The following is a 15,562-nucleotide window of genomic DNA, read 5'->3' as shown; positions in this document are numbered from 1 at the left end:
CATCGTGGCAGGAACCGATGCATCAGGGGGCGCGCGATGGCTATCGACTTTGGCAGGACGGCCGACGATTACGTACGCCATCGGGCGGGTTTTCCCGAAGCGTTCTTTGAACGCATCTTCCAGGATGGCACGGCGCGCGCCGGCCAGCAGGCGCTCGACCTGGGCAGCGGCACCGGCACGGTCGCCCGGGGCCTGGCGTTGCGCGGTTGCACGGTCACCGCGCTGGATCATTCGGCGCCGCTGCTGGCGCAGGCGGCCGAGCTCGACCGGGCTGCCGGCGTGCAGGTGAAGCAGGTGCGGGCGCGGGTCGAGAACGCGGATTTCCCGCCGGCCTCGTTCGACCTGGTCACCGCCGGGCAGTGCTGGCACTGGTTCGAGCGCGCACGCACCGCGGCCCTGGTGCGTCGCTGGTTGCGCCCGGGCGGACGCTTGCTGATTGCCCACTTCGACTGGCTGCCGTTGAACGGCAACATCGTGCAGGACACCGAGCGGCTGATCCTGGCCTGCAATCCCGGCTGGACCTTGCACAGCGGCAGCGGCCTGTATCCTGCCTGGTTGAAGGATGTGGCCGAGGCCGGTTTCACCGATTTGCGCACCTGGTCGTTCGACCTGGACATCCCCTACAGCCACGAGGCCTGGCGCGGCCGGATCCGTGCCAGCGCCGGTATCGGCGCCGTACTGGATGCGGCCAAGGTGAAGCATTTCGATGGGGAACTGGCCGCGATGCTGGCCAGCCGTCATCCGCACGAGCCGCTGGCGGTGCCACATCGCGTATGGGCCTTGAGCGCCGTGGCGCCGGGGTTGCCGGATTGACGGCAAGCGCGTCAGCCCACCGCCATCGCGCGCACCACGCCGATGGCGGCCATCACCAGCAAGGCGATCCAGCCGACTGAGGCCAGTCCGAAGCCGGGGCCGCGTTTCGCCGGCTCGGCCATGTACGCCACCGCGTACCACACCCGTCCCGCCACCCAGACCAGTCCGGCGATGCCGGCCCAGCCGGTGAAGCCGTAGGTCGCCGCCAGCCACAGCGTGGGCAGGAACATCACGGTCTGTTCCAGCGTATTCATCTGCACGCGATAGGCTCGCTCGAACATCGGGTGCCCACTGGTGGCCGGTGCCTTGATCGCGTACTTGCCGCGGGCGCGGCCCACCAGCCAGCTGGTGCCGAACAGCAGCAGGATGGTGAGCAGGGTAACCAGGGCGGGCAACTGGGTCATGGTGGTCCTCGGCAGATGGGGTATCGGTGGCGTGCCGCTTGGCGCGATCGCGGGCGTGGCGCTATCGTCGCACGATGGCGCCACCTCACGGCGCCCGGCGAGGACATCATGGATTGGCGAAAAGGTGGCAGCAGCAGCAACGTCGAGATCGGCGGCAACGGCGGCGGTCGGCGCTTCGGCGGCGGTGGCGGCCGGATGGGCATCGGCGGCCTGATCGTGCTCGCGATCCTGGGCTGGGTCTTCTTCAAGAATCCCATGGCCCTGCTCGATCAGGGCGGCAGCGCGTCCTACGCGCCCTCGTCCGACACGCCGGCCCAGGTCGATCCGGAGCAACAGGCCTTCGTCAGCGCGATCCTGCATTCGACCGAGCAGACCTGGGGGGAGATCTTCCAGGCCAGTGGCATGACCTATGTCGAGCCGAAGCTGCACCTGTTCAGCGGCGGCGTCAGCACCGGCTGCGGCGGCGCGACCAGCGCGGTGGGGCCGTTCTATTGCCCGGCCGACCAGAAGGTCTACCTCGACCTGGCCTTCTTCCAGCAATTGCAGGACGAGCTGCATTCGTCCGGCGACTTCGCCCGCGCCTACGTGATCGCCCACGAGGTGGGCCATCACGTGCAGAAGCTCACCGGCGTGTTCGACAAGGTCGACGAGGCACGCCGCCGCGGCGCGCCGATGGATGGCGCCGACGGCCTGTCGGTGCGCCAGGAGCTGCAGGCGGACTGCTACGCCGGCGTGTGGGCAAACCACAGCCAGCGCGAGTTGAACTGGCTGCAGCCGGGCGACATCGAGGAGGCCCTGAACGCCGCCAGCCACATCGGCGACGACGCCCTGCAGCAGCAGTCGCAGGGCCGGGTGCGGCCGGACACCTTCACCCACGGCACCTCGGCGCAGCGGGTGAAATGGTTCAAGACCGGCTTCGGCAGCGGCGACGTGAGTCAGTGCAACACGTTTGCGGGTGAACCCTGAGCGCGTGTTGAACGTATCGTTTGGTCCGCCGTGCGGCGGGTTGCGGACGCTCTAGAATCGTCCGCTGCGCGCCGCGGGGTGCGCCATGAGCTGCGCCCGGGTTCGATTCGATGCTGCATCCCTGTTTGCGTTGCGGTGCCTGCTGCGCGTATTTCCGCGTGGCCTTCCATTGGTCGGAGACGGAGGCGTTCCTGGGCGGCAAGGTGCCGCCGGAGCTGACCGAGAAACTCGATCCGCACCGCGTCGTGATGCGCGGCACGCAGGCCGCACGGCCGCGTTGCACCGCCTTGCAGGGCGTGGTGGGCGAGGCCGCGCAATGCGGTATCTATCCGCTGCGGCCATCGGTGTGCCGCGAGGTGCAGCCCTCGTGGGAGTTCGGTGCGGCCAGCCCGCAGTGCGACAAGGCGCGCCTGGCGCACGGTTTGCCGGTGCTGCAGCCGGAGGATTGGCTCGACCCCTTCGATGCCGGCGAGCCGCCGTTGCCGCAGAGTGCCTGAGCGGCCTCGACTGTCGGGCGCGCGCCTTATTTGCGCGGTGGTGGCTTGCTGCCTGTGCGCGGCTTGGCGCCGCCTGGCCTGAATCCGCCGGGTTTGTGGCCGCCCGGCTTGTGGCTGGGGGCGTGGTGTGCGGGCGGTGCCGCTGAGCCGGTGTCGTTGCCGTCCCACTCGTGGATGCGCAACTGCTGCTGCACCACCCACACCTTCTTCAGGTGCTCGAAGATTTCCTTCGGCATGCCGTCGGGCAGGTCGATCAGGCTGTAGTGGTCGCGGATGCTGAGGCGGCCGATGTACTGGCTGTCCAGTCCTGCCTCGTTGGCGATCGCGCCGATGATGTTGCCCGGCTTGACGCCATGCTCGTGGCCGACTTCGATGCGGTAGGTGCGCTTGCCTTGTTCGGTGGCATGCGCGCGCAGCGGGCGCGCCGCGAACTCGCGCGTTGGCGCGCCCTCGTGACTGCGCGGCTTGTGCTCGCGGGCCGTGCGGCTGGCACCGTCGCGCTCGCGCGGCTTGTGTTCGCGCGTGGCCGGCTCGTACTTCTCGCGCTTGGGCGGCGGCGCCAGCAGCAGCGGTTGGTCGCCCTGGGCGATGCGCGCCAGCGCGGCGGCGATCTCGACCGCCGGCACGTTGTGTTCCTGCTCGTACTGCTCGATCAGCTGCTGGAACTGGCCGAGGTCGCCCTGCGCCAGCATGTCGCTGATGCGCTGCTTGAACTTGCCGATGCGTACATCATTGACCACCTCGACCGACGGCAGCTGCATCTGCTCGATCGGCTGGCGGGTGGCGCGCTCGATCGCGTGCAGCATGCCGCGCTCGCGCGGGCTGACGAACAGGATCGCCTCGCCGCTGCGCCCGGCGCGGCCGGTGCGGCCGATGCGGTGCACGTAGCTTTCGGTGTCGTACGGGATGTCGTAGTTCAGCACGTGGCTGATCCGCTCCACGTCCAGCCCGCGCGCGGCCACGTCGGTGGCGACCAGGATGTCGAGCTTGCCGTCCTTCAGCTGCTGGATCACCCGCTCGCGCTGCGCCTGGGCGATGTCGCCGTTGATCGCGGCAGCGGCCAGGCCGCGCGCCTGCAGCTTCTCGGCCAGCTCCTCGGTGGCCTGCTTGGTGCGCGCGAAGATGATCATCGCGTCGAACGGCTCGGCCTCGAGGATGCGGGTCAAGGCATCGAGCTTGTGCATGCCGCTGACGAACCAGTAGCGCTGGTGGATGTTCGCCGCGGTCGTGGTGGAGGACTTGATGGTGACTTCGACCGGGTCCTTCAGATGCCGCTGCGCGATCTTGCGGATCGGCACCGGCATGGTCGCCGAGAACAGCGCGACCTGGCGCCCGGGCGGGGTGGCCTGCAGCACCTTCTCGACGTCGTCGATGAAGCCCATGCGCAGCATCTCGTCGGCCTCGTCGAGCACCAGGAATTTCAGCTCCGACAGGTCCAGCGTGCCCTTGTCCAGATGGTCGATCACGCGGCCGGGCGTGCCGACCACGACGTGCACGCCGCGCTTGAGCGAATGCAGCTGCGGGCCGTAGCTCTGGCCGCCGTAGATCGGCAGCACCTGGAAGCCGGGGACGTGCGCGGCATAGGTCTGGAACGCCTCGGCTACCTGGATCGCCAGCTCGCGCGTGGGCGCCAGCACCAGCGCCTGCGGCTTGCCGGCGCGGCGCTCGATGCGCGAGAGGATCGGCAAGGCGAACGCGGCGGTCTTGCCGGTGCCGGTCTGCGCCTGGCCCAGCACGTCGCGGCCTTCCAGCAGCGGCGGAATGGTGGCGGCCTGGATCGGCGAGGGCGACTCGTAGCCGACGTCGGCCAGCACGCGCTGAACGTCGGGGTGCAGTGCCAGCGCGCCAAAGCCGGACGGGACCGGGGCGTGGTCGGGAGTGGGGGATGACATGGGGAAACCTCGGAATGGAACGCAGCGCCGTGAATGAGACGCGCAAGGGGCGGATTCTACCAGTCTCTGCCGACGCGCGTGGCCGGCAAGCCTGAACGGGCTGCCATCGTGGCGGCCAAGTATGCTGGCGGTTCGCGCGACCAGGACAGTACAAAGCCATGGCCATCGAAACGATTTCCGAACAGCGCCTGCATGCGGGCGTGCAGGGTTTCTATCGGCATGAATCGCATGCCTGTGCCGGCCCCATGCGCTTTGCCGTCTACCAGCCGCCGCAGGCGGCGCGGCAGCAGTGTCCGGTGCTGTATTTCCTGGCCGGCCTCACCTGCACCGAGGAAACCGCCACGATCAAGGCCGGCGCGCAAAGGCTGGCGGCCGAACTGGGCCTGATCCTGGTGATGCCCGATACCAGCCCGCGGGATACCGGCTTCGACGGCGCCACCGGCGACTGGGAGTTCGGCGAAGGCGCCGGCTTCTACCTCGACGCCACCGAGGCACCGTGGTCGACGCGCTTCCGCATGGCCAGCTACGTCGTCGACGAACTGCCCGCGTTGGTCGGCACCCATTTCCCGGCCGACCTCGTGCGCAGCGGCATCTGCGGCCATTCGATGGGTGGCCACGGCGCGCTGACCCTGGCCTTGAACAATCCTGCACGCTATCGCTCGGTGTCGGCCTTCGCCCCGATCGTGGCCCCCAGCCAGGTGCCGTGGGGGCGCAAGGCGCTGCCGCGTTACCTGGGCGACGACCCGGCGGCCTGGGCCGCGCACGATGCCTGCGAACTGGTGCGGCGGCAGACCTTTCCCGGCACCATCCTGATCGACCAGGGCGAGGCCGACGGCTTCCTTGAGGCGCAGCTGAAACCGGAACTGTTCGACCAGGCCTGCGCCGAATCCGGACAGGCCCTGCTGCTGCGCCGGCACGCCGGCTACGACCACAGCTACTGGTTCATCACCAGCTTCATCGACGACCACCTGCGGCACCACGCCGGGGCGCTGGGCTTGCTGTAGACACTTAGATCGAAGTCAAGCCTTTTCGAGGTCTGCATAGAGGAGAGCGGAGTCGTAGAGGGCGGGGTTTTTCATGACGGCCCAAGCGGCGGTGAGCATCTTGCGCATGACGGCGGTGGTGGCCTGCAAGGGCTTCTTGCCGCGGGCGACAAGGCGTTCCTTGAAGGCCTTGGCGCGTGGGTCGTGCACGGTCGCGCTCATGGCGGGCAGGAAGAGCGCGCGGCGCAGGTACTTGTTGCCGTGGCGGGAGATGCGCGGCGCCTTGTGCACGCTGGTGCCGGATTCGAACACGCGCGGGTCGAGGCCGGCGTGGCTGACGCAGGCGCGGCTGCTGAGCGTGGGTGGCAGGGTGATCAGTTCACTGAGCAGGGCGACAGCGGAGACGTCGGCGATGCCCGTGAAGCTGCACAGTGCCTTGAAGCAGGCGTTCAAGTGAGGCTCCTCGCGGATCAGGGCGATGGCGTGGGTGCGGATGCGCGCGATGCGCTTGTCGGTGCTGGCGATCATGCGCTTGAGCTCGTCGCGCAACAGGCGCGGGCTGCCTTTGACGCTTTGCAAGGCGTGCAGGCGGTTCTTGTTGGCGGTGTTCGCCTCGGTCAGCTGGACAAGGAAACGTCCGTAGCTCCGCAGCTGCAGGTGCGCCTCGCTCGGCGCCACCCAGGCCAGGAACGGCATGCGCTGAAGGCATTCCAGCAGCATCTTGGCGTCCAGCCGGTCGGTCTTGTTACGCTGGTTCAGCGCTTGCGCGAAGTGGTGCGCCACGCGCGGGTTGATCACCATCACCTCGGCGCCCAGCTGCTGCGCCTGCAGCGCCACGTCCAGGTAATACACGCCCGTGGCCTCGACCAGTACGCGCAGCGTCATGCCGTGGCGCAAGCGCCCTTTCAGGAACGTCAGCAAGGCTGGCGCCGTGTTATCCACCGTGCCTTGCTCACGCTCGCCGGCGATCTCGCTGGCCCAGGCATGGGACTTCGCGCCGATGTCCAATGCCAGCCAAGCCGTATCCGAAGAAGAAGTCATGCGCGTGCCTCGTGCGGTATCGTGGGGTAGGATGTTTTCAGGTTCCCCGACCCCGCACTCTCGCGGCACACCCTTGTCACGCTGGCTCAACGGCCCGGGACACTTATCGTGCTCAGCGAATGGGGCGGGGAGCCGCTCTACGTGCGAGGTCAGCCAGGCTGCCTCAAGGAGCCCGCGGCTTCCCCGAAAACGTGGACGACCTTACGCCTGCCGCCCTCGATGACCAACGTACAAGGAGCCCGCTCGCGGGCGATACCGTTGCCCCGGAGTCGCGAGGAAAAGAGCATCGCCCGCAAGCGTGCTCCTGCCGTGGGAGACTCGGCGCGTGTCGGCTTGCTCAGGCCTTGGCCGCCGGGCGCCGGTTGTTGCGGCGGCGCTGGTTGCCGGCGGCGTGATCGCCGCGGCCCTGCGGCGCGTAGCCGTTCGGCCGTGCCGCGCCGGCGGGCTTGCCCTGGCGCGGTGCACGCGACTGCTGGCGCTGACCGCCGCCACCCTGCTTCGGACGCGGCGCGCCGGCATCCAGTCGCAGCGGGGCGGACGGCTCGTAACCGGCCACGGCGGTGATCGCGATGTCCTGCTTGAGCAATTTGCGGATGTCGAACAACAAGCCGGATTCGTCATGGCTGACCAGCGACAGCGCCAGGCCTTCCATGCCGGCGCGGCCGGTACGGCCGATCCGGTGCACGTAGTCTTCGGCGACCGACGGCAGGTCGAAGTTGATCACGATCGGCAACTGCTCGATGTCGATGCCGCGCGCGGCGATGTCGGTGGCGACCAGCACGGTGACGCGGCCGCTCTTGAAATCGCTGAGGGCGCGCGTGCGCGCGTTCTGGCTCTTGTTGCCGTGGATCGCGGCGCTGCGCAGGCCCGAGGCGTTGAGGTAGGTGACCAGTTTGTCGGCGCCGTGCTTGGTGCGGCTGAACACCAGGCTCTGGCGGCGGCTGTCCTGCGACAGCACGTGCAGCAGCAGGTCGCGCTTGCGCGAGGCGTCCACCGGGTGCACCTGGTGGCTGACCAGGGCGGTCACGGTGTTCGGCGCCGAGACCGAGATCTCGCGCGGGTTGTGCATGAACTCCATCGCCAGCGTCTTGATCGCCGGTGCGAAGGTGGCCGAGAACAGCAGGGTCTGGCGCTTCTTCGGCACCACCTGCAGGATGCGCTTCAGCGCCGGCAGGAAGCCCATGTCGAGCATGCGGTCGGCTTCGTCCAGCACCAGCGTTTCCACCGCGGAGAGGTCGAGCGTGCGCTGCTGCAGGTGGTCGATCAGCCGGCCCGGGGTGGCAATGACGATGTCCACGCCGCGGCGCAGCGCATTGATCTGCGGACCCATGCCGACGCCGCCGAAGATGGTGGTGGCGCTGACGTGGATGTGCTTGCCGTAGTCGCGCATGTTCTCGTGGATCTGCGCGGCCAGCTCGCGGGTGGGGGTGAGGATCAGCGCGCGCGGGCGGCGGGTCATGGTCTGCCCGCTGGTCGAGAGCTTCTGCAGCAGGGGCAGCGCGAACGCGGCGGTCTTGCCGGTGCCGGTCTGGGCGGCGGCGAGCAGGTCGTGACCTTCCAGCGCCGGCGGGATCGCCGCGGCCTGGATCGGGGTGGGATTGGCGTAGCCGTAATCGGCGAGCGCACGCAACAACGCGGGCGCAAGGCCCAGCGAATCGAAGGACATGAAACACTCCTGGGCAACCCGGAGTGTTCATACCGTGTTGCGAAGCAAAGGGAAGGGGGGCGGCAGGTGCCGCTGCCATCGTGAAGACGACGGCCCGGCAAGTATAGCGGATTCGACGCGCCGGCGTCTGCCCCTTCGGGCAGGAGTCAGCGCGGGTGGTGCGCCACCACCAGGTAGCTGTTGAACGGGGTGCGCCCACGCAACGGCTCGATGCGCACCTCCAGCCCCGCCTGCTCGAGTGGCTCGCGCAATTCGCCGGCACTCGGATAATGCTGCGCACCGCCGGAAATCCAGCCGGAGGCATGCAGAAAGAACTCCTCCACGCGGGTGGCGTGGAAGCGCCAGTTGGCCTCGCGCAGTACGTTGCGGATGATCAGGCAGCCCTGCGGCGACAGGTGCCGGGCGGCGTCCCGCAGCAGGGCCGGCTGGCGCACGGCGGGCAGATAGTGCAGTACGTCGAGCAGGGCGACATGGCCCTGCTGCGCGGGCAGTTCGGCGGCGTCGGCCTGTTGCAGCCGCATCATGGCATCGAGTCCCGCGCGTTGCACCGCACGTTGGCCCGCCAAGATCTTGCGCCGGTCATGGTCCAGCCCGAGGTAGGGCTGGTGGTGGCCTTGCGCGTGCAGGTACTGGCCCAGCAGGCCGATGCCGCAACCGATGTCCAGCAGCGGCAATGCGGTGCCGTCGATCCGCGCCGCCACGGCCGCGTAGACCGGGTCGCTGGCCAGCTTGCCGCGCACGTAGCCACGCTGCAGGCTGCCCTGATAGAGCCGGGCGATGCGTTGCCGGGTGTGACGGTCCATGCGTGTCCCGCGTGCCGAAGATGCGGCCAGCCTAGCAAGCTTGCCGGGGCGGTGCGGGGTTGCGTGGCGGGCCGGCCTCGTGCATACCGTGCGCAGCGCTGGCCGACGGCCGCTCCCTGGAGTTCCGCGATGTCATGGTTTGCACCCCTGCGCCAACTCGATGTCACCCAGCGGCATACGGTGGCGGCGAGCTTCCTGGGCTGGACGCTGGATGCGTTCGACTTCTTTCTGCTGGTGTTCGTGCTGGGCGACATCGCCGACGATTTCCACGTGCACAAGACCGAGGTGACGCTGGGCATTTTGCTGACCCTGGCGGCCCGCCCGCTCGGCGCTCTGCTGTTCGGCAGGCTGGCCGATCGCTACGGGCGCCGGCCGGTGCTGATGTTCGACGTGCTGCTGTTCTCGTTGCTGGAACTCGCCTGCGCCTTCGCGCCGACGCTGACCGTGTTGCTGGTGCTGCGCTTCGCCTTCGGCATCGCGATGGGCGGCGAGTGGGGCATCGGCGCTTCGCTGGCGCTGGAGAGCATCCCGGCGCGTTCCCGCGGCATGGTTTCCGGGCTGCTGCAGAGCGGCTACCCGTGCGGCTACTTTCTCGGCGCGATCGCCTACTGGGTGGTATTCGACGTGCTGGGCCTGGGCTGGCGCGCGATGTTCGTCGTCGGCGTGCTGCCGGCGTTGCTGGTGCTGTATCTGCGCAGCAAGGTGCCCGAGTCGCCGGTGTGGCAGGCGGGACAGGTGGGCAGGCAGCGGCGGAGCCTGCGCGATTCGATGCGCGGGCAATGGAAGCGACTGCTGTACATGATGCTGCTGATGATGGCGTTCAACATGTTCAGCCATGGCTCGCAGGACATGTATCCGACCTTCCTCAAATCGCAGTTGCACCTGCAGGTCGGCGCGGTGACCGTGCTGACGATGCTGCTCAACGCAGGCGCCATCCTCGGTGGTCTGAGCTTCGGTGCCTGGTCCGAACGCATCGGCCGGCGGCGGGCGATGATCGTGGCGGCGCTGCTGGCCTTGCCGTGCATTCCGCTTTGGACGCATGGCGGCTCGCTGGTGCTGCTCGGGTTGGGCGCGTTCCTCATCCAGGTGATGGTGCAGGGGGCCTGGGGCATCGTGCCGGCCTACCTCAACGAGTTGTCGCCCGACGACGTGCGCGGCACCTTGCCCGGCTTCGCCTACCAGCTGGGCAATCTTCTGGCCGCGAGCACGGCCACCGCACAATCGTGGCTGGCCGACCGCAGCGGCGGCAACTATGCGCTGGTGATGGCGGGGTGGATGGCCGTGGTCGCCGTCGCGCTGGCGCTGCTGGCCTGGCTGGGGCCGGAGGTGCGCGGTACGCGCTTTGGCAGGTCGCACTCCTGATAGAATCGCCGGTTTGCGCCCTCTTGCGAGACACATGATGAAAGCTGGAAAGGACAAGGTGGTTTCCCTGCACTACACGCTGACGGTGGCCGGCGACAAGGTCGAAAGCTCGCACGATCGCGACGAGCCGTTGTGGGTGCTGCTTGGCCACGGCCAGTTGATTCCCGGTCTGGAAGCCGCCCTGGAAGGCCACGAAGCCGGCGAGAATCTCGCGGTGGACGTGGCCGCCGTGGACGCCTACGGCGAGCGCCAGGAAGGCCAGATCCAGCGCATGTCCAAGAAGTACTTCCCGCAGGCCAGCCGACTCAAGCCCGGCATGGTCACCGTGCTGCAGCTGAAGCAGGGTGGCCAGCGCGCCGTCACCGTGCACAAGGTCGGCATGAGCACGATCGACGTGGATCTCAACCATCCGATGGCCGGCAAGGACCTGCATTTCGATGTCGCCATCGGCGAGGTGCGCGAGGCCACCGAGGAAGAACTCCAGCACGGCCATGCCCATCCGCCGGGCAGTGCGGAGCACTGAGCAGGGGATATCGAATCAAGGCAATGACGGCGCCCTCGGGCGCCGTCATTCGTTGGCCCTCTCCCTTCCACGGGAGCGTTGGAGAGGGGTAGCCCGGGCGACCCGCGGAAGTCCCACTGCGGGTGAAAGGTCCGGATGAGGGCCGGCAATTCGTGCAGGGGCGCACCCTGTGCGCGACGATCTTCGCCGCGTAACGAAAGGCATCGTGCACAAGGTGCGCTCCTGCAGGGTTCCGGCCCGTGTGGCCCCTCAATCCAGCACCCGCTTCCCGTACGCGAAATGATCGCCCCAGTACGGCCCGTCGATGTCGTCCAGCCGCACCGTGCCACCGCTGTTCGGCGCATGCACGAAACGCCCCTTGCCGACGTACACGCCGACGTGGCTGATGCTGCCGCCGATGTCGAAGAACACCAGGTCGCCGCTGGCCAACTGGGTCATGCGCTTCACCTTGTGCGCGCGCATCGAGGCCATGGCGTGCGAGGTGCGTGGCAGGGCGATGCCGGCCGCCGTGCGGTAGATGTAATCGACCAGCCCGCTGCAGTCGAAGCCGCCGGCCGGCGTGTTGCCGCCCCAGCGATAAGGCGTGCCCACCAGGCCGATCGCGCGGAACAGGATGTCGTTGGCTTCGCCCGCGCTGGCGGCTGACGGTGCGCGTGGCGGCAGGTCGGCCAGCGCGGAATGCGAAGTCCTGTAGGTCGGCTCGCGATGGTGCGGCGCGCTGGCGCAAGCGGCCAGCAACGCGAGCATGGCGCCGAGCAGCAAGGCGTGCGTCATGCGCCGGGCGGCGGCGATCGACGTGACGCGGCGTGTTCGGTCCATGCGCATGGCGGGGTCCCGGCTTGAGTCGGGCTGAGGTTATCAAATCAATGGGTTGGAAGAAAGTTCTCACAAGTTGGTGCAGTTGTGGCCATGCCGCGGTATCGGCGCAGCTGGTTACAATCCGTCGATGGATTCGGATCGCGACGATGTGTTGATCCTTGGCGGCGGCGTCATCGGGCTGGCCTGTGCGCTGCAACTGCGCAAGGCCGGTGCCAGCGTGCGCGTGCTGGAGCAGGGCACGCCCGGTTGCGGCAGTTCGCACGGCAACTGCGGCACCATCACGCCCAGCCATGCGGCGTCGCTGGCCATGCCGGGAATGATCGGCGTCGCGTTGCGGTCGATCGCCCACGCAGACGCGCCGCTGTATCTCGACCCGCGCCTGGACGGGCCGCGGCTGCGCTGGCTGCTGGGTTTCGCGCGCCATTGCAACTGGCGCGACTTTCATGCGGCGACCCATGCGCGGCTGGCGATCCTGCAGCGCTCGCGCCGGTTGCTCGGCGAGCTGGTGCGTGACGAAGGGCTCGACTGCGAGTTCAGCGAGCAGGGCACCTTGCATGTCTACCGCACGGACCGGCTGCGCCAGGCGGACGAGAAGGGGCATGCGGCGCTGCTGGAAAAACTCGGCGTGACGGTGCAGCGCCTGGACGGCGCCGAGGTCGAGGCGATGGAGCCGGCCTTGAAACCGGGCGTGGCCGGCGGCGTGCTGCATCCGCAGGATGCCTCGCTGCGGCCGGACCGCTACGCGGCCGAGCTGGCGCGCCGCGTGCTCGAATGCGGCGGCACGATCGAGAGCGGTGCGTGCATCGAGGGCTTCATCACCGACGGTACGCGAATCACCGGCGTGCGCACTTCTCGCGGCGCGTTCCGCGGCGAGCGCATCGTGATGGCGCTGGGCGCGTGGTCGCCGCTGCTGGCACGACAACTGGAGCTGCGCCTGCCGATGCAGCCGGGCAAGGGTTATTCGATCACCTGGGATCGTCCCGCGCTGGCGCCGCGCCGTGCGCTGAGCCTGCGCGAACCTTCCGTCTGCGTCACCTGCTGGAGCGACGGTTTCCGGTTGGGCAGCACGATGGAGTTCTCCGGCTACCGCGCCGGGCTCAATCGCACCCGTCTGGAGGCGTTGCGCCGCGGCGCCGCCGCGAACCTGCGCGAACCGGCCGGTGGCCGGCTGTTGGAGGAATGGTGGGGTTGGCGACCGATGAGCGTCGACGAAGTGCCGATCATCGGCCCCAGCACGCGCTGGACCAATCTGTGCCTGGCCACCGGCCATGGCATGCTGGGGGTGAGCATGTCGGCGGCCACCGGTGAACTGGTGGCGTCGCTGCTGGCCGGCACGCCGGCGCTGCTCGACGCCACCCCCTACGCACCCGCGCGTTTCGGGCTGTAGCGATCGCGGCGCCATCCGTCGGCGCCTCCCACGAACGCCGAGGAGCATGCGATGACGGCAAGCCATGACCTGATCGTGCTGGGCGCCGGTTCCGGCGGCCTGGCCACGGCCTTTCGCGCAGCCAGGCATGGTGCCCGCGTGGCCCTGGTCGAGCCGCGAGAACTGGGCGGCACCTGCGTCCATCGCGGTTGCGTGCCGAAGAAGGCCATGTGGATCGCCGCGCAATGGGCGCAGGAGCAGCGCTGGGCGACAGCGCTGGGGTTCGATGCACAGCCCGGGCCGCTGGATTGGCGGCACTTTCGCGAGGTGCGCGTGGCCTACATCGGAGGCATCGACCGTCGTTATGCCGAACGGCTGGAGCAGGCCGGTGTCGAGCTTGTGCGGCAGGCCGCGCGATTCGTCGCGACGGACACGGTGGAGCTGGCCGATGGCCGCCGCACGCAGGCGCCGCACGTGGTGATCGCCACCGGCGCACGGCCGCGTCGGCTGGATCTCCCCGGCTTCGATCTGGGTCTGGTGTCGGACGACATCTTCGCGCTCGACGCCGCGCCCGCGCGCGTGGCGATCGTCGGCGGCGGTTACGTGGCGTCGGAGTTCGCCGGCTTGCTGCGGGCGCTCGGCTGCAGCGTCGAGATGCTGGCGCGCGAGCGCCTGCTCGGCGGGTTCGACGCGGAACTGGTGCGCGCCCTGCGCGAACACATGCATGGCCAGGGCATCGCCGTGCAGCTGGACACCGACGTGCGCGGCGCACGTCGCACCGACGATGGCATCGTGCTGGACGACGCTGCCGTTGCCGGCACGCGAGGTCCCTACGACGCGGTGCTGTGGGCGGTGGGGCGCGTGCCGAACACCGAATCGCTGGGCCTGGATACTGTCCGCGTGAAGCGGGACGACAAGGGCCACGTCACGACCGATGCCTGGCAGGACACCAACGTCGCGGGCATCCACGCGGTGGGCGACGTCACCGGCCGGCATGCGCTGACCCCGGTGGCGGTGGCCGCCGGGCGCGCGCTTGCCGACCGCCTGTTCGGCGGGCAGGACGAGTCGTGGCTGGATTACCGCAACATCCCCAGCGTGGTGTTCTCCAAGCCACCGCTGGGTCGCGTCGGCCTTACCGAGGAAGAGGCCCGCGAGCGCCACGGCGACGCGGTGCGCATCCACTGCAGCCGCTTCACGCCCATGGCCTGGGCGCTGGTGGGCAAGCGTGAGCAGAGCCTGATGAAACTGGTGTGCGTTGGCGAGGACGAACGCGTCGTCGGCATTCATCTGCTGGGCGCGAGTGCCGACGAGATGCTGCAAGGGTTCGCGGTAGCCCTGAAGCGCGGCATCCGCAAGCGCGATCTCGATGCCACGGTGGCGATCCACCCGACCTCGGCGGAAGAGCTGGTGTTGATGGATTAGTGGCCGCGATCGAAGACTCGGGATTCGGGGGAGCGGCCGCATGCGGGCTTTGGCTTTCGACTCCCCAACCCTGATCCCGGCCCTTAGACTACCCCCATGGACACGTTCACCTTGCACCGGGGCCGCGTACCCCTGCTGATCAGCCTGCCGCACGATGGCAGCTTCATTCCCGCCGACATCGCCGCGCGCATGCCCCCGGCCGCGCGGCGCTCGCCCGATACGGATTGGCACGTGGCGCGGTTGTACGAGCCGCTGGCCGAGGCGCTGGGCGCCAGCGTGCTGAAACCTGCCGCCTCGCGTTACGTGGTCGACCTCAATCGGCCTGCCGATGGCCATGCGCTGTATCCGGGCCAGCGCGAGACCGGCCTGGTGCCGTTGATCGGCTTCGATGGCGAGCCCTTGTACCGCGACGGCGATGCGCCCGACGCGGCCGAAGTTCAACGGCGGATAAACGAGTACTGGCAGCCTTACCACGATGCATTGGCGCAGGAACTTGCGCGGTTGCGGGCCGAACACGGCCGCGTGGTGCTGTGGGAAGGCCATTCGATCCGCAGTCGCGTGCCGATGCTGTTCGAGGGCAGGCTGCCGGATTTCAACCTCGGCACGGCAAACGGGGCGAGCTGCGATGCCGCCCTGCAGATGCGCCTGGCCGATGGCCTGCAGGCGCAGTCGCGCTTCAGCGTTGCGATCAACGGGCGTTTCAAGGGCGGTTACATCACCCGTCATTACGGTCGCCCGGACGCCGGCGTGCAGGCGGTGCAACTGGAGCTGGTGCAGCTCAACTACATGGACGAGGCGAGCTTTGCCTATGACGCGTCGAAGGCGTCGCAGGTGCAGGCGTTGATCGAATCCTTGTTGCGCACCTGTCTGGACTGAACGCAAGAAATTGCCGGCGGCCGGAGCGTTTTTCGACTGTCAAGATCCGGCGCGATCCGGCGCACCGAAATGGCCTGCTGCATTCAGCAGCCGTATGTCCTGTGCGCCGCATTGTCTTGCCGTCGCGCC

At 68.6% G+C, this 15,562-nt stretch carries 15 protein-coding genes; 9 read left to right on the top strand and 6 right to left on the bottom strand.

The features are described from left to right. Positions 1 to 36: 36 nt before the first annotated feature. A complete protein-coding gene (locus ACVCMB_RS05185; protein WP_447106326.1) occupies positions 37 to 813 on the top strand; it encodes a class I SAM-dependent methyltransferase in 777 nt (258 codons plus the stop codon). 11 nt (positions 814 to 824) lie between these two features. Here ACVCMB_RS05185 and ACVCMB_RS05180 read toward each other — a convergent pair whose 3' ends face one another. Further along, positions 825 to 1,217, bottom strand: coding sequence for an MAPEG family protein (locus ACVCMB_RS05180; RefSeq protein WP_395119247.1), 393 nt, complete (start codon positions 1,215 to 1,217; stop codon positions 825 to 827). Between the two features lie 108 nt (positions 1,218 to 1,325). Here ACVCMB_RS05180 and ypfJ point away from each other — a divergent pair, with 108 nt between their 5' ends. Further along, positions 1,326 to 2,183 carry a KPN_02809 family neutral zinc metallopeptidase gene (gene ypfJ, locus ACVCMB_RS05175; RefSeq protein WP_395119245.1) on the top strand — a complete coding sequence of 286 codons (858 nt, stop codon included), beginning with the start codon at positions 1,326 to 1,328 and terminating at the stop codon, positions 2,181 to 2,183. Between the two features lie 110 nt (positions 2,184 to 2,293). Further along, on the top strand, positions 2,294 to 2,680 hold the full coding sequence (locus tag ACVCMB_RS05170) for a YkgJ family cysteine cluster protein (protein ID WP_447106325.1): 387 nt from the start codon (positions 2,294 to 2,296) through the stop codon (positions 2,678 to 2,680). Positions 2,681 to 2,706: 26 nt separating this feature from the next. On the opposite strand, the gene ACVCMB_RS05165 is transcribed toward ACVCMB_RS05170, so the two are convergent. Next, positions 2,707 to 4,572: a DEAD/DEAH box helicase gene (locus ACVCMB_RS05165; RefSeq protein ID WP_447106324.1), complete on the bottom strand. Its 1,866-nt coding sequence runs from the start codon at positions 4,570 to 4,572 to the stop codon at positions 2,707 to 2,709. A gap of 158 nt (positions 4,573 to 4,730) precedes the next feature. Here ACVCMB_RS05165 and fghA point away from each other — a divergent pair, with 158 nt between their 5' ends. Next, positions 4,731 to 5,576 (top strand): S-formylglutathione hydrolase, encoded by an 846-nt coding sequence (gene fghA, locus ACVCMB_RS05160; protein ID WP_447106323.1) that lies wholly within the window; start codon positions 4,731 to 4,733, stop codon positions 5,574 to 5,576. 15 nt (positions 5,577 to 5,591) lie between these two features. Here the strand turns inward: fghA and ACVCMB_RS05155 are convergent, their stop codons facing one another. From ACVCMB_RS05155 to ACVCMB_RS05145, 3 genes are all read right to left on the bottom strand, one after another. Beyond that, positions 5,592 to 6,596 carry an IS110 family transposase gene (locus ACVCMB_RS05155; RefSeq protein ID WP_447106191.1) on the bottom strand — a complete coding sequence of 335 codons (1,005 nt, stop codon included), beginning with the start codon at positions 6,594 to 6,596 and terminating at the stop codon, positions 5,592 to 5,594. Positions 6,597 to 6,933: 337 nt separating this feature from the next. Further along, positions 6,934 to 8,262: a DEAD/DEAH box helicase gene (locus tag ACVCMB_RS05150; protein WP_395119237.1), complete on the bottom strand. Its 1,329-nt coding sequence runs from the start codon at positions 8,260 to 8,262 to the stop codon at positions 6,934 to 6,936. 146 nt (positions 8,263 to 8,408) lie between these two features. Next, complete coding sequence (locus tag ACVCMB_RS05145) at positions 8,409 to 9,065, bottom strand: class I SAM-dependent methyltransferase (protein ID WP_395119235.1); 657 nt, start codon at positions 9,063 to 9,065, stop codon at positions 8,409 to 8,411. A gap of 129 nt (positions 9,066 to 9,194) precedes the next feature. On the opposite strand from ACVCMB_RS05145, the gene ACVCMB_RS05140 reads away from it, so the two are divergent. Continuing rightward, complete coding sequence (locus ACVCMB_RS05140; protein ID WP_447098627.1) at positions 9,195 to 10,427, top strand: MFS transporter; 1,233 nt, start codon at positions 9,195 to 9,197, stop codon at positions 10,425 to 10,427. Positions 10,428 to 10,464: 37 nt separating this feature from the next. Further along, positions 10,465 to 10,950 carry an FKBP-type peptidyl-prolyl cis-trans isomerase gene (locus ACVCMB_RS05135; protein WP_395121409.1) on the top strand — a complete coding sequence of 162 codons (486 nt, stop codon included), beginning with the start codon at positions 10,465 to 10,467 and terminating at the stop codon, positions 10,948 to 10,950. Positions 10,951 to 11,199: 249 nt separating this feature from the next. On the opposite strand, the gene ACVCMB_RS05130 is transcribed toward ACVCMB_RS05135, so the two are convergent. Beyond that, positions 11,200 to 11,724 carry a C40 family peptidase gene (locus ACVCMB_RS05130; protein ID WP_395121408.1) on the bottom strand — a complete coding sequence of 175 codons (525 nt, stop codon included), beginning with the start codon at positions 11,722 to 11,724 and terminating at the stop codon, positions 11,200 to 11,202. A gap of 172 nt (positions 11,725 to 11,896) precedes the next feature. On the opposite strand from ACVCMB_RS05130, the gene ACVCMB_RS05125 reads away from it, so the two are divergent. From ACVCMB_RS05125 to hutG, 3 genes are all read left to right on the top strand, one after another. After that, positions 11,897 to 13,156 (top strand): NAD(P)/FAD-dependent oxidoreductase, encoded by a 1,260-nt coding sequence (locus ACVCMB_RS05125; RefSeq protein ID WP_447106322.1) that lies wholly within the window; start codon positions 11,897 to 11,899, stop codon positions 13,154 to 13,156. A 51-nt stretch (positions 13,157 to 13,207) separates the two neighbouring features. Next, positions 13,208 to 14,557: a glutathione-disulfide reductase gene (gene gorA / locus ACVCMB_RS05120; RefSeq protein WP_447106321.1), complete on the top strand. Its 1,350-nt coding sequence runs from the start codon at positions 13,208 to 13,210 to the stop codon at positions 14,555 to 14,557. A 96-nt stretch (positions 14,558 to 14,653) separates the two neighbouring features. Beyond that, complete coding sequence (gene hutG / locus ACVCMB_RS05115) at positions 14,654 to 15,433, top strand: N-formylglutamate deformylase (protein ID WP_447106320.1); 780 nt, start codon at positions 14,654 to 14,656, stop codon at positions 15,431 to 15,433. Positions 15,434 to 15,562 lie beyond the last annotated feature (129 nt).

The organism is Rhodanobacter sp. UC4443_H10 (assembly GCF_052978325.1).
This window is presented reverse-complemented; position numbering and strand designations above follow the sequence as displayed.